At 45.5% G+C, this 14,708-nt stretch carries 12 protein-coding genes; 7 read left to right on the forward strand and 5 right to left on the reverse strand.

What is annotated here, in order from left to right; all coding sequences use genetic code 11:
• Positions 1–5 precede the first annotated feature (5 nt).
• The 6 genes from rluD to Q0230_RS00395 all read left to right on the forward strand — a co-directional run bounded on the left by rluD (position 6) and on the right by Q0230_RS00395 (position 7,757).
• Positions 6–959, forward strand: coding sequence for a 23S rRNA pseudouridine(1911/1915/1917) synthase RluD (rluD, locus tag Q0230_RS00370; RefSeq protein WP_298606995.1), 954 nt, complete (start codon positions 6–8; stop codon positions 957–959).
• Entirely contained in the window at positions 956–1,687 is a 732-nt protein-coding gene (gene pgeF, locus Q0230_RS00375; RefSeq protein ID WP_298606997.1) for a peptidoglycan editing factor PgeF, read from the forward strand. Before rluD ends, pgeF begins: the two co-directional genes overlap by 4 nt.
• 152 nt (positions 1,688–1,839) lie before the next feature.
• A complete protein-coding gene (locus Q0230_RS00380; RefSeq protein ID WP_367274115.1) occupies positions 1,840–4,680 on the forward strand; it encodes a 2-oxoglutarate dehydrogenase E1 component in 2,841 nt (946 codons plus the stop codon).
• A 123-nt stretch (positions 4,681–4,803) separates the two neighbouring features.
• Positions 4,804–5,658: an ATPase gene (locus Q0230_RS00385; RefSeq protein WP_298607001.1), complete on the forward strand. Its 855-nt coding sequence runs from the start codon at positions 4,804–4,806 to the stop codon at positions 5,656–5,658.
• A 2-nt stretch (positions 5,659–5,660) separates the two neighbouring features.
• Complete coding sequence (locus Q0230_RS00390; protein ID WP_298607003.1) at positions 5,661–6,728, forward strand: homoserine O-succinyltransferase; 1,068 nt, start codon at positions 5,661–5,663, stop codon at positions 6,726–6,728.
• A gap of 63 nt (positions 6,729–6,791) precedes the next feature.
• Positions 6,792–7,757, forward strand: coding sequence for a hypothetical protein (locus Q0230_RS00395; RefSeq protein ID WP_298607005.1), 966 nt, complete (start codon positions 6,792–6,794; stop codon positions 7,755–7,757).
• Position 7,758: 1 nt separating this feature from the next.
• On the opposite strand, the gene Q0230_RS00400 is transcribed toward Q0230_RS00395, so the two are convergent.
• The 3 genes from Q0230_RS00400 to coaBC are packed head-to-tail and all read right to left on the reverse strand — an operon-like array spanning position 7,759 to position 9,941.
• The gene (locus Q0230_RS00400) at positions 7,759–8,235 is read right to left on the reverse strand and encodes a glycine zipper 2TM domain-containing protein (protein ID WP_298607007.1); all 477 of its coding nucleotides are present in this window, start codon (positions 8,233–8,235) and stop codon (positions 7,759–7,761) included.
• 43 nt (positions 8,236–8,278) lie between these two features.
• The gene (dut, locus tag Q0230_RS00405; protein WP_298607009.1) at positions 8,279–8,734 is read right to left on the reverse strand and encodes a dUTP diphosphatase; all 456 of its coding nucleotides are present in this window, start codon (positions 8,732–8,734) and stop codon (positions 8,279–8,281) included.
• Positions 8,721–9,941: a bifunctional phosphopantothenoylcysteine decarboxylase/phosphopantothenate--cysteine ligase CoaBC gene (coaBC, locus tag Q0230_RS00410; protein WP_298607011.1), complete on the reverse strand. Its 1,221-nt coding sequence runs from the start codon at positions 9,939–9,941 to the stop codon at positions 8,721–8,723. Before coaBC ends, dut begins: the two co-directional genes overlap by 14 nt.
• A gap of 38 nt (positions 9,942–9,979) precedes the next feature.
• Between coaBC and radC the strand changes: the two genes are divergently transcribed.
• A complete protein-coding gene (gene radC, locus Q0230_RS00415; protein WP_298607131.1) occupies positions 9,980–10,651 on the forward strand; it encodes a DNA repair protein RadC in 672 nt (223 codons plus the stop codon).
• Between the two features lie 44 nt (positions 10,652–10,695).
• Here the strand turns inward: radC and mscL are convergent, their stop codons facing one another.
• Together mscL and Q0230_RS00425 are read right to left on the reverse strand one after the other, a co-directional pair.
• Positions 10,696–11,073: a large-conductance mechanosensitive channel protein MscL gene (gene mscL, locus Q0230_RS00420; protein ID WP_298607013.1), complete on the reverse strand. Its 378-nt coding sequence runs from the start codon at positions 11,071–11,073 to the stop codon at positions 10,696–10,698.
• 151 nt (positions 11,074–11,224) lie between these two features.
• On the reverse strand, positions 11,225–14,560 hold the full coding sequence (locus tag Q0230_RS00425) for a DEAD/DEAH box helicase (protein WP_298607015.1): 3,336 nt from the start codon (positions 14,558–14,560) through the stop codon (positions 11,225–11,227).
• Positions 14,561–14,708 lie beyond the last annotated feature (148 nt).

Below are 14,708 nucleotides of genomic sequence, written 5' to 3' on the forward strand. Positions count from 1 at the left end.
TTAACATGCCCCAAGATCAGCAAATAGTTAGCATTGTCCCGCCAGAAATGGCACAACAGCGTTTAGATCAGGTTGTCGCCAGCCTATGCCCTCAATACTCCCGGAGCCAATTGCAAAAGTGGATAAAATCCGGACAGGTACTGGTCGATAATAAGCCGCTCAAACCCAAGGAGCGCTTAACCGGCGGCGAGCAGATTATTATCCATGCCACGCAAGAAGTCCAAACCCGTTCCGAAGCTGAGGAAATAGACCTCGATATTGTCTATGAAGACGAGGATTTGTTGGTACTCAATAAGCCAGCGGATCTAGTCGTGCATCCTGCAGCGGGTAATTGGACAGGTACTTTAGTAAATGGCTTATTGCACTATAACCCGCAATTAGAAATGCTGCCGCGTGCAGGGATTGTGCATCGTTTGGATAAAGACACTACCGGTTTAATGGTCGTCGCTAAGAGCTTAGAGGCGCATCACTCTCTAGTTGCACAACTGCAAGAACGCGATGTCAGCCGTGAGTACTTAGCCTTAGTCCAGCGGCCGGTGATTGCTGGCGGCACGATTGAGGCGAATATTGGTCGTCACCACATTGATCGCTTAAAAATGGCCATTATGGAAGGTGGCAAAGAAGCGATTACGCATTATCGAATTGAGGAGCGCTTCCGCCACCACACTTTATTGCGTGTGGCCTTAGAAACTGGCCGCACCCATCAAATTCGTGTGCACTTAACCGCGAATCATATGCCGATTGTAGGTGACCAACTTTATGGTGGACGTCCGCGTGTACCGGCCGGCATTAGTGAAGAGCTACGTGAAGCTTTAAGGACTTTCCCCCGCCAAGCTTTACATGCAACACACTTAGGCTTGATCCACCCTATCACTGAAGAAGCAATGGAGTGGGAAGTCCCTGTACCTGAAGATATGGAAGTGTTATTGGCACTATTAAGAATGGAGGAGGCTGTATGAAGGATTGGCTCAAACCTGATTGGCCTGCCCCTGAAAATGTCCATGCTGTCTGCACCACGCGCTCGGGTGGGATTAGCGTTGCACCGTTCGATTCCTTAAATTTGGGCGAGCATGTCGGCGATGACCCAATAGCCGTAGCACGTAATCGTCAATTGGTGGCTGAAGTCTTAGATTTGCCCAGTACGCCTTTTTGGTTGCAACAAGTACATGGTGTGAAAGTCGCGCGGCAGAATGTCGACAATCTGGGCTGCCCAGCAGATGCTTCTGTTTCGTTCAAAACGCATGAAGTCTGTGTGGTGATGACGGCTGATTGCTTACCGGTTTTATTCTGTAATCGGGCTGGCACTCGGGTAGCGGCTGCGCATGCTGGTTGGCGCGGTTTGTGTGATGGAGTACTTGAGGCAACAGTCCATGCTTTAGACTGTGATCCTGCAGAAATCCTTGCGTGGATGGGGCCAGCGATTGGGCCACAAGCTTTTGAGGTGGGCGATGAAGTACGTACAGCCTTTATGGCTCATGATCCACAAGCCACTAAAGCTTTCCAAGCTACTAAAACAGGTAAATGGTTGGCTGATATTTATCAGTTAGGCCAGCAACGCTTGCTAGCTAGTGGTGTGAAAGCGGTTTATGGTGGCGGTTTATGCACTTATACCCAACAAGATTTATTCTTCTCGTTCCGTAGAGACAACCAAACTGGGCGTATGGCTAGCTTAATTTGGTTAAATTAACCCCGTTTTTCTTGTCAAAACTTCACGATTAAGGGATGGAATTACTGTCCCTTTGGGATATACTTGCCCCCCTGAATCATTAAGATTGTCGACATTAGGCTTAAATAAGCATAACTAGCAGCATCTACTAGGAGCACGAAGGAGTACGGATGATGAGCCAACCAGGTAACGCCCTGCTCGATGAGTCTTTTCTAGATGGCGAGCAAGCCATTCTCTTGGAACAGATTTATCAGCAATATCAAGAATCCCCAGAAAGCCTGTCTGCTGAATGGCGGGACTACTTTAAAAACCTCGATCTCTTAGAGCAGAATGCTGGCCTAAATAGTGGTGGTAAAACCAAAGCTAATGGTGCTGCAGGCGCTGCCATGGCTGGCGGTGAGACTTATCAGCCACAAAGCGTCTTAGAACGTCGTAGTTTCCAAGTACGTGTGTCACGGTTAATTAACTCTCATCGTTATGTTGGTCACTTGGCAGCGAATACTAATCCTTTAGGGGATTATGGCATTCGCATGAATGTGCCTGAGCTAACCTTAGAAGCGAATGAGTTACAAGATACTGATCCCAATATTGCCTTTGATCCCGGTTCTTTCAATCTGAAAGCTACGCCGACTTTGGGGAATATTTTTAATGCATTAAAAGAAACCTATACCCGCACGATTGGTTTTGAGTATATGCATATTATGGATCTGGAAGAAAAGCGCTGGATTCAGGCACGGATTGAGCCTGAAATGGGGCGCGAAGTACTCAGCAAAGATCAAAAGAAAATGCTGCTTAAGCAGTTAACGGCCGCAGAAGGGTTTGAGCAGTATTTGCATCGCCGTTTCGTCGGTCAAAAACGCTTCGGCTTGGAAGGTGGTGAAAGCTTAATTCCAATGTTGCATCGCATTCTGCAAGAAGGCGGCGCGGCAGGCATGAAAGAAGCAGTGATCGGTATGGCGCATCGTGGCCGTTTGAATGTATTAATCAACGTCATGTACAAGCCTTCCGGCGTGCTGTTCAGTGAGTTCGAAGGCAAGGTTAGCGATGGACAATACACGGGCGACGTGAAATACCATAAAGGCTATTCTAGCGATGTCATGACCCCCGGTGGCCCCGTTCACTTGGCTTTAGGTTTTAATCCATCTCACTTAGAAATCGTCAGCCCCGTCGTCATCGGTTCAGTGCGTGCTCGTCAAGAGCGGCGTGGTGATCGTACAGGCGAACAGGTGATGGCGATTAGTATCCACGGTGATGCTGCGTTTGCAGGTCAAGGCGTGGTGATGGAAACCTTCAATATGGCACAGACCCGTGGTTATCGCACGCTCGGTACGGTCCATATCGTGATCAATAACCAAGTCGGTTTCACCACCAGTACCACGACAGACAGTCGCTCTACCCATTATCCCACCGACGTGGCAAAGATGATCAATGCACCGATCATTCACGTGAATGGTGATGATCCAGAGGCGGTTATTTATGCTGCGAAAGTGGCCTTAGATTATCGCAATCGCTTCAAGAAAGACGTGGTGATTGACTTAGTTTGCTATCGCCGTTTAGGTCATAACGAAGCGGATGAGCCAGCCATGACTCAGCCAGTGATGTATAGCATCATCCGTAACTTGCCAACCACGCGCACGCAATATGCAGATAAGTTGGTGAAAGAAGGTGTGGTTACTCGCGAAGAAGCAGACGCAATGGTTGCTGAATTCCGTGCGGTAATGGATGCCGGTGAAGTAGTGCGTGGTTATTTTGGTCAGCCTGTCGTTGAGGGCTTGCCCAATGAGCTACAAACTCACTGGAAAAACTATTTAGAAGGGAAATGGCGCGATAAAGTTAACACAGCAGTCAGTGCTGAACGTGTTGCGTCGCTTTCGGCGAGTTGGTTAAACAATATTCCTGCCGATTTCAAAGTACATCGCCGTGTACTGAAAGTGATTGAAGATCGAGTGGAGATGGGTAAAGGTGCAAAGCCTGCCGATTGGGGCTTCGGTGAAACCTTAGCTTATGCGACTTTATTAGAAGAAGGGCGTAATGTGCGCTTGTCCGGTCAAGACTGTGGTCGCGGTACGTTCTCACATCGTCATGCAGTCCTGCATCATCAAGAAGAACGTAAGCAATGGTTACCCTTATTGAATCTGACCCCAACGCAGGGTTCTTTCAATGTGATCGACTCGGTGTTATCTGAAGAAGCAGTATTAGCCTATGAGTATGGTTATGCCACTGCTGAGCCAGAAAATCTAACTATTTGGGAAGCCCAATTTGGTGACTTCGTGAATGGTGCACAGGTGGTAATTGACCAGTTCATCAGTTCTGGTGAGCAAAAATGGCAACGTTTATGCGGTCTAGTCATGTTTTTACCACACGGTTTTGAAGGCCAAGGCCCAGAGCACTCTTCTGCTCGTATTGAACGGATGGTGCAATTAGCCGCACAGGAAAATATGCAGATTGTGATTCCAACCACACCTGCACAAACTTTCCATATGCTACGTCGCCAAGTGCTGCGTAATTATCGTAAGCCTTTGATCGTGTTCACACCGAAGAGCTTGTTGCGTCATCCATTGGCTGTCAATGAGCTAAAGGATTTCACTGCGGGTGAGTTCCAGTTAGTTATTGATGAAGTGGATAGCAATATCACAGCAAATAAAGCGAAAGTTGATCGCGTGATCATGTGTAGCGGTAAAGTTTATTACGACCTCTTAGAAGAGCGCCGGAAAAACAATATGGACAATGTGGCGATTGTGCGGATTGAGCAAATTTATCCATTCCCTGCACCTGAGTTGCGTGAAATTGTTTCTGCTTATCCAAATCTGCAAACACTGATTTGGTGCCAAGAAGAGCCAGTGAATCAAGGTGCGTGGGACGGTATTCGTCACCGTTTCGAGGCTTATGAGTTGGCGGAAATCTCTTGTGTAAGTCGTCCAGCAGCAGCAGCGCCAGCAGTAGGTTCACTCTATGTGCACCAAGCTCAGCAACAAGCGCTGGTGAAAGAAGCTTTAGGTTTAGGTCAAAAGTAATTTTACCTAGATCACGAGTAGTGTAAGTACTACTCTTAGCTCAAATTAAAGGCATCTGTGCAAACAGATGCCTTTTTTGTTTACAATTCGGCATTAACTTTTTTACTTATTTGGGGAATAGCTGTGCGACTCTCGGTTGAAGATTACCGTCAATGGAAAAATAAAAGCGTTACTTTATTAGGCATGTCTGGAGTAGGAAAAACCCACCTTTCCACTACTTTACGGCAACATGATTGGTTCCATTATTCGGGTGATTACCGGATTGGTAAGCGCTATTTAGATGAAGCTATTCTTGATTTAATCAAAGAGCAGGCGATGAAAGTGCCGTTCTTAAAAGATCTTTTGCGCAAAGATTGGATCTTTATCACCAATAACATCACGATTGATGATCCGGGGCCAGTGCTGTCATATGTCGGTAAATTAGGTAATCCAGAATTAGGGGGCGTTGCACTTGATCAATTCGTGCGTCATCAAGCGGAATATCGCTTAGCTGAAATTCGCGCGATGTATGATGTACCGGAATTTATTCGCAAAGCGCATAGTATTTATGGTTATCCACATTTTGTGAATGATGTGGGTGGGAGTCTTTGTGAGTTGGATGAGCCGGGTGTGATTGAGCTATTGGCTGAGCATTCGCTGATTCTGTATATTCAAGTCACCACTCCCGCGGAAGAGCAAAAGCTGATTGATCGGGCTAAAAGTGATCCGAAACCTTTGTACTATCGCCCACAATTCTTGCAAGAACAGCTTGCGGTTTATTTACAAGAAACCGGTTTGAAATACGCGGCAGAAATGGACCCAGATGAGTTTACTCGCTGGATTTTCCCGCGCTTATTCCATTCGCGGATTCCACGCTATGAAACGATTGCGCGTAATTATGGTTATACAGTGACTTCAGAAGAGGTTGCAAAAGTGCGTAATGAACACGATTTTAATCAGTTAGTTGAAACTGCTATTCAACGTTATCAGGGTACTTAAGCATGCCATTGGTTGATCATTCAGGCTTACCCACCTTTCAACGCCTACGAGCAGAAGGGCAGGATATTCTTCGCGAAGACTATGCGGAACATCAGGATATTCGTGAGCTGCATATTGGCTTATTGAATATGATGCCAGATGCTGCCTTGGCTGCTACGGAGCGGCAGTTCTTCCGTTTGGTAGGTATGTCTAACCAGATTGCTCAATTCCACATGCATGTCTTCACCTTAGATAGTTTGCCACGAGGTGAAGCAGCCCAAGCGCATATTGCCCAATACTATGAGAAATTCTCTGATCTTAAGCAAAAAGGTTTGGATGCACTGATTATTACGGGTGCTAATCCAGTCCATGCGAGCTTAGAGGATGAGCCATTCTGGGAGGGTTTGATGGAGGTAGTCGAGTGGGCACAGGAGCATGTGACCTCAACTTTATGCTCCTGCTTAGCCAGCCATGCGATTGTGCAACATTTATATGGCATTCGCCGCCGACCTTTAGGCTTTAAACGCTGGGGGGTGTATAAACATGCGCTGACTATGCTGGAGCACCCGTTAGTCTCGAATCTGAATACACACTTCGATGTACCCCATTCACGCTTTAATCAAGTAGATCGTGAGCAATTAGAAGCGAAAGGTTTGCGGGTGCTAGCCGAGAGCCATAAGGCTGGGGTGCATTTAGCGGTGAGTCCTGATCTATTCCGCTTTGTCTTCTTCCAAGGCCATCCTGAATACGATGGTATTAGTTTGATGAAGGAGTTTCGGCGCGAGGTGAATGCTTGGTATCTGGGGCGGCGGCCGGATTATCCTCCCTTTCCACAAAATTATTTCCGCCCGCAAGTGAAAGCGATTTTGAATGAATACCGTCTTCGTTTAGAGCATGCCCGTGCGCAGGGTACAGAGATTCCTGAGTTTCCAGAAAGTAATTTGATCTCGCTCTTACCGAATACTTGGCGCGATACTGCTAAAGGAATGGTGAGTAATTGGATTGGTAAAGTGTATCAACTCACCAATAATGAGCGTCATTTACCCTTTATGGAGGGGATTGACCCAAATAATCCATTGGGTTTGCGCTAAACTATCTCTATGCTAAGACCTTTTTTATTCATTGTTGCTTTTGCTCTACTAGTTTATAGCCTCATGGCAGTCTTTAAATATTGGGACTTCACTGAAGTCCCAGTTGATATTGCTGCTTTAATGACTAAAACAGTCAAGCAAGCGGATTTAGAAGCACAGATAGAAACCTCTATTCAAAACGATAATCCAGATGACGCACGCATGTATTTACGCCTAGCCCAAACCTTTGGCTATAAACTCGATGCTGCACCCTTTATGCCGCGTATTGAGGCTTTAGAAACACCTTGGCAAGTGGCACGTCGGCAAGCGGAACAGTTTGCGAATGGCTTTATCGATGGCAGTGGTGAAACGGGTGCTGGGGTTGCTGGGGCCGTGACAGCTGATTTTACCCTGATCGGCGATGTTCGTGATCTGTATGAGCAGTATCAAAATATGCAAGCCGGTAAAGAGGTCAATGAGCTTATCACTGCTTTAGCTGGAGTAGGCGTAGGTTTAACCGCGATTGCGGTCTTAAGTTCAGGTACAGCCGCACCCGTAAAAACGGGTTCTTCTACTTTAAAGCTGGCAACGCGCGCGAATAAACTTTCTCCAAAAATGCAAGCTGTTTTAATCAAGCAAGCCACTGACTTGTTTGATTATAAAGCTTTTCTGTGGGCAACGCGTGGTGAGAAAAATTTAGATAATTTACGCCAAGCAGCCCTAAAGGCTTATAACCCAAAAGCACTAGATGCTCTGAGTGAAACCGCTAATCAAGTGAATACGATTCGTAAATCAACTTCCTTGGTGGATACTTTAGATATTTTACGCTATGCAGAATCAACGGATGATTTGCGGCGTTTAGAAAAATTAAGTATGAAATATGGTGCTGAAACCAAAGGAGTTTTAAAGTTTTTAGGGAAATCAGCGATTGGTACAGTGCGTTTATTGCGGCATGTCACTGAATTGATGGTCGCAGCACTCGCCAGCTTGGTTTCTTTACTGGCGAGCTTAATATCTTTAAGTGCTTGGTTACGCCCAAAAGCCGCTTAAATTAATGTACCACTCGCGATTTGCCATTATTGGTGAGAATTTTAACGCTATCGCCCACTTGAAATATTTCATCCGCGATTTGTGCTAATGCCACAATCTTGTCGTTTTGCAATTTAACTGTGATTTCAAGGCCGGGTTTCACTTCAGTAGCCCGATCAATCAAGCTACCGATCGCACCACCCGCCACAGCACCTGCTACACTACCCACTACTTGGCCTTTCCCTTGGCCTAAATCACTGCCCGCAACCCCACCAATAATGCCACCAGCCACTTGCCCTGTTTCTGAGCTGTTTTGCTGAATACTGACTGGGCGTACCGCAACTACAGTACCAAATTGCACTTCTTGCAAAGTACCTGCTTGAGTGGTGCTATAGATATTGCTGGAGGGTGCTGGATTCGAGCAGTTCGTTACGGTAACTGCTATCACGACTAAAGATGAGGCAATTAAGCCTTTATCCAAAAATGCTTTGAAGTTCATAATAAGCCCCGGTTTGTTATAGTTTCGCTCAATTCTAAAATAATTATTGTCGGCCTGAGTGCCCAAATCCACCTGTGCCGCGTGCGGATTGATCGAAATCATCGACCGCCGCCAATTCAACTTGCAGCACAGGCACAAACACCATTTGCGCAATGCGCTCACCCGGTTCTATGACAAAGCTTTGCTGTCCACGGTTCCAACACGAGATCATTAATTGTCCCTGATAGTCAGAATCAATCAAGCCGACTAAATTCCCAAGTACTACCCCATGTTTATGCCCTAGACCAGAACGTGGCAAAATGACGGCTGCTAAACTTGGGTCACCAATATGAATCGCAAGCCCCGTAGGAATCAGTTGAGTGTCCCCCGGATTCAAGGTTAAAGCTTGATCTAGGCAAGCACGTAAATCCATGCCGGCTGATCCACTGGTGGCATAAGTGGGCAAAGGAAATTCTTTGCCAATACGTGGATCAAGAATCTTATATTCAATGCGTGCCATCTTGCAGCTTCCAAATGTGATAACGGGCGCTGATCAGTTGCATCAACTCATGTGCAAGTTGCTTTTTATCCATTTCGGGTAAAGAAGTCGAGCCACCTTGCCATACTACTTCTAAAGCATTAGTGGCTTGATCAAAAGCTTTACCTTCACCCACTAAGTTGGCAGCGACCATTTGCAAGCCTTTACGCTCCAATTTGCTGCGTGCATAAGTAAGCACATCATTCGTTTCCGCTGCAAAGCCCACACTAAATAGTTTAGGGTTAGCAAGGCTCAAGGTCGCCAAAATATCAGTGGTTTTAGTGAGTGCTAAGCTTAAGTCATTCGCCGATTTTTTAATTTTTTGGCTGGCCACTGCAGCAGGTGTGTAATCTGCAACCGCAGCAGTAGCAATAAAAATATCCGCATCTTGTACAGCGACTTGGCAAGCTTCTAGCATTTGTTGAGCCGTTTCGACAGAAACGCAGTAGATGTTTTTGGGTACGGCTAAATGCACAGGCCCCGAGACTAAAGTCACTTCAGCGCCTAAATCCCGCGCGGCTTCTGCCACCGCATAACCCATCTTGCCAGAGCTGCGATTAGTGATAAAGCGGACTGGATCAATCGGTTCACGCGTTGGGCCTGCTGTGACCAGGACTTTACAGCCTGCTAAAGGCAAATCTTTCGGCTGATAAAAATCGAGCATTGCTTGTAATAATGCAGCCGGTTCAAGCATGCGTCCTGGGCCAATATCGCCACAAGCTTGTGCGCCTTGATCAGGGCCGAGAATCTGCACACCACGTTGCTGTAATGTCTGGATATTCTGCTGCGTGGCTGGATGTTTCCACATCTGTTGATTCATGGCAGGTGCAATACTTACGGGCGCTGCCGAAGCTAAGCAGAGTGTGCTTAAGAGATCATCCGCCATGCCAGCGACTAAGCGGGCTATTAAATCTGCAGTAGCAGGCGCAATCAAGATATGCTCTGCCCAGCGCGCTAGTTCAATATGCCCCATCCCAGCCTCTGCAGCAGGATCAAGTAAGGTCGTATGTACAGGATGACCTGAGAGTGCTTGTAAGGTGAGAGGGGTAATAAATTCGCAAGCCCCTGCCGTCATGCACACCCGCACACTTGCACCTGCTTTGGTCAGCAAGCGCGTCAGCTCCGCCGCTTTATAAGCAGCAATGCCGCCACTTATCCCTAAAAGAATCTGTTTACCTTGGAGTGTCATACAATCAGTCCGTTTTAACCCCGTCACTGAGTCTCATGATACCGATAAAAAATTGGCCAGTTGATGAACGCCCACGCGAAAAATTATTATTGCGGGGTGCTCAAGCACTTTCCGATGCTGAGTTACTGGCGATCTTTTTGCGCACTGGCACCCGCGGCAAAACAGCAGTCGATTTGGCTCGCGAATTATTGCACGAATTCGGCAGTTTGCGTGCTTTGTTTGAAGCGGATGAAGCGCATTTTTGTAAGGCTAATGGTTTAGGTCAAGCCAAATATGTGCAGTTGCAAGCCGTGCTAGAGATGTCAAGCCGCTATTTAAAAGAACGTTTAGCGCGTGGAGCAGCTTTATCTGATCCTGATTCGGTGCGTTTTTATTTAAGCTCACGTTTACGCCACAAACCTGCCGAAGTCTTTGCTTGTTTGTTTTTAGATAATCGCCATCAAGTGATTCAATACGAAGAGTTGTTCCAAGGTACGATTGATAGCGCTACGGTGCATCCACGGGAAGTAGTACGTAATGCGATTAAGCACAATGCGGCGGCGGTGATTTTTGCCCATAACCACCCTTCAGGGATTGCTGAACCAAGCCAAGCCGATGAGCGCATTACCCAAAAGCTTAAAGAAGCTTTAGCCTTGATTGATGTGCGAGTTTTGGATCACTTTGTAGTGGGAGAACAGGTAGTGTCGTTTGCAGAGCGCGGTTTACTTTAGGGCTATCTTACTGATTTTTCGGATAACCCTAGTAAGTTCGAAATTTATTTATTTTTCAGAATATCACGAATTTGCGTGAGTAATTCTTCTTGAGTTGGGCCAGATGGCGGTGCTTCAACAGGTTTTTTCACTTTATTAATGGCTTTGACCATTAGGAAAATTGCCATGGCAATAATTAAGAAATCAACGATGGTTTGAGCAAATGCACCGTATTTAATAACCACTTTGCCTGCATCATCTAAAGCAATGGCAAGATCGCTGAAGTTAACTCCACCTAAAACCCAACCGATTGGTGGCATAATAATATCATTGACCAGCGAGCTAACAATTTTGCCAAAGGCCGCGCCAATGATCACGCCAACAGCAAGATCGACCACATTGCCGCGCATGGCAAATTCTTTAAATTCACTAATTAAGCTCATTGATTAATCTCCATCTTGTTAGTAGACATATTTCCAAAAGACTGAATTGAAAGGCCGTTTAAAGTCTAGATAATTTGCTAGTAAAACATACAATTTGTCTGTAGAACTTAGAAAAAAAACGACAAACGGTAAATATTCACGAATTCACCTTTTAAGGCAGGCTAAGTGGTTTCAGTAATTCTAATAAATCATCTTGGTTAAAATTGTTTTCTGCTTGATTGGCTCCAGTATATAAACCATCGGCAAGCGATTGTTTACGTTCCTGTAGTTTGAGAATTTTTTCCTCAACGGTTTCTTCGGTTAGTAACTTGTAAACAAACACGGGCTTCTCCTGACCAATCCGATAAGCACGATCAGTAGCCTGTTGTTCAACAGCAGGATTCCACCACGGATCATAGTGAATGACGGTATCTGCTGCAGTTAGATTTAAACCTGTTCCACCCGCTTTTAAGCTAATTAAAAATACTTTGGCAGCGCCTTCTTGGAAATAATTAATCGCCGTCTCACGGTCACGAGTTTGCCCTGTAAGTTTGCTGAAGGGGATATTATTTTTAACCAGCTCGTGCTCAATTAATTCCAACATCGACGTGAATTGCGAAAAAAGTAAGACTTTGCGACCTTCATCCAACATCTCAAGCAGCATTTCCATTAGCATTTCAAGCTTAGCAGAGGCTTGGATACCTTGAGCACTATCAAGCTTGAGTAAGCGCGGATCACAACAAACTTGCCGTAATTTTAATAGTGCATCCAAAATCATAATTTGGCTACGTGCAAAGCCTTTTTGATTGATTTCCTCACGCAGCTTTTTATCCATTGCTAAACGCACGCTTTCATACAGATCACGCTGTACACCTTCGAGTGCAACGGTACGGATAATTTCTGTTTTTGGCGGTAATTCTTTAGCCACATGCTCTTTGGTACGTCGCAGCATGAAAGGCTGTAAGCGTTTACGCAGTTGGAGTTGTCGCTCAGGATCGCCATGCTTTTCAATCGGTACGCGGAATAAACGGCCAAAGCGATCTAAAGGTCCTAAAAATCCCGGCATTAAGAAGCGGAACATAGACCATAGTTCGCCCAAATGATTTTCCATGGGTGTGCCAGTTAAGCACAGACGATGCCGTGCATTCAGCTCGTAAATAACTTGAGTCGTTTTAGCCTTAGCGTTTTTAATTGCTTGTGCTTCATCCAAAATCAAATAATGAAATTGGTGCTGACGATAAAGTTCTTCATCACGCAACACGAGTGCATAGGTCGTTAACACTAAATCATATTGAGCTAATTGCTCAAAATGCTGTTCGCGCTCGGGGCCATGCAGTGTTAAAACTCTTAAAGAGGGCGTAAATTTCTCTGCTTCACGCCGCCAGTTACTCATTAAACTAGTAGGCGCAATCACTAAGCTAGGTCGATCAGCACGTCCGGCCTCTTTTTCAATCAGTAAATGCGCTAAAGCTTGCAAGGTTTTACCTAAACCCATGTCATCAGCTAGCACGCCATTGAAATGGTATTCACGTAAAAATTGCAGCCAGTTCAAACCTTCGTATTGATAAGGGCGTAAATCAGCTCTTAACTCTTTTGGCAAGTCGACTGGGCGAATCCCTTGGAAGTGCACTAATTGCTTGCTAAGGGTGCGCAACTCTTCTGCACCTTTCCAAATCAAACGTGAGTCATTCAGTAGATCCGTTAAGCCTAAACCCTGTACCTGATGGATGAGCAGATTACCCTCCGCATTCAAGGGGGCATGATCATAAAGCTCAATTAAGGTATCAAGAATTTTAGTAAGGCGCTGAGAGTCCAGTTTGACCCAATGTTTATCATCTAAGGGGATGAGTAAATGCTGTTGATCTTGTAGCAGTTTTTTGAGCTCTTGTGGATCATGCATTTGCGCAATCATATCGACTAGAATTGGCAGTAAATTAATGCGTTTGCCATCAACCACAAAGCCTAAACTAATTTCAAACCAATTTTCGCCACTGCTAGCAAGCTCAGCTTCCCAATCATCAATCGTGGTGAATTCAAGGCTAAAATTGTCCGAGTATTCAATCTCCCAGCCATCCAGCTCTAAATCAGCCAAACCTTTTTCTAGCAAATAATTCCAGCGTAAAGCTTGCAAGCTCGGGTTATCACTAGGCACGCGTAATTCGAGTGGGTTTTGCCCAGAACCTTCAAAACCTAAGAGCTGTAATTGATCTAAGGCATTTTGTTCGAAATCCAAATCACGATGAATGCGATAACGAATATTATCGTCACGCAGGGTTTGGATACTTTGCGTGCTGTAATTATGAAGGTGGTGGTCACCATATTTAAAACTGAGGCGAATGCGATGCTGCCCAAAGCTTGCGGTCTGATCAGCCGGAATATACAAGAGCGCATGGGCAACTGGTACTAAGTCGTCTAATTCAACAACTTGTGGATTCATACTAGCATCCGGGAGCGGAATTTCAGCTTCCGGTAGAATATCCAGCAAGCGCTGACTGACTAGGTTGGCATCACTAGTAGGAATGGGTGGTGCACTTAATAGTTTGAGCACTTGCACAGCAGTCATGGAGCCGTGTTCTAATACCCCACATTCACCGCGCAACTGATCAACATAAAACAGCTTTTCGAGCCAAAAATAATCCTGTATCGGCGGAATAGTGCGGTGCCGAATTTGGCTAGTATTACCTTTTTCTTCCCAATAAATATCTAAGTTGCGTGCTGCGCCCGCTTTAAGTGGCAGATGTTCAGTGGTTTTCCAAAAAGTACGCCCCGTTTTCAATAACATTTCTAGTGCAATTAAACCGACACTACCTTTGAGCTCTAATTGACGTGAGTTAGAGCTGTAATAGCTGGTGTGGGGAACAATCAATTGACTAATATCTGAGTCGATTTCTTGGTAGTGAAAGGGATGGTTTTTCCAAGCGTAAATTAAATCCTCAAGTTGCACTTGATAGGCTTGACCATATCCACCGCGCTTGAGGCGAGTTGCTTTCCGTGGAGTAATTTCGACGTGGTTACTTAACTTATTGCGCTGCTCTAAGAGATAAATCAAATCCATGCGCACGGCATCGGCAGATTCATCCACAGTATTATCTTCTGCTTCACGCGGTGCGGTATTGAGATCAGCTAACCACAGTTGAATAGCCGTGGGTTCTTCAAGTTTCTCGGTAATCGTTTTGGTAGCAGTGGCTTGAATACGGTCGCCAACATATTGGAGAAGAGTAGCAACCGCATGTTTACATTGATGTCCAACCGGACAGCTACAGTTACTGATGACTTGGTGATTATTTAAGTCTAATAAAACATCAGTACTATATTTACTATTGCCTAGCACTAAACCTTTCAAGCGCACTTCACTGAGGCTTGGGAAATCACTGCTGAGTTCAATGACACGCTTAGCTTCGAAATAGTGCACTCCCCGTTGAATGGTCGTGGCATCGAAACTAACCAACACCATTTCCGGGGGAAAGCCGTGTTGACGTAAGGCCCGTATGTGTTCAGGTCTCAACATAAAGATGTCGCGTCACCCGCTGGAAAAGCGGCAATATTCCCATTCATAGCTAAGCTAGGCAAGCAAGCCTCTCGGATTGTAGATGTGAATTTTCACGTTGATTTTTATTTAAAAAGCCCCGTAATGATTTTAAATCAAGCCTTAAATC

Source organism: uncultured Thiothrix sp. (genome assembly GCF_937876535.1).
GTDB lineage: Bacteria > Pseudomonadota > Gammaproteobacteria > Thiotrichales > Thiotrichaceae > Thiolinea.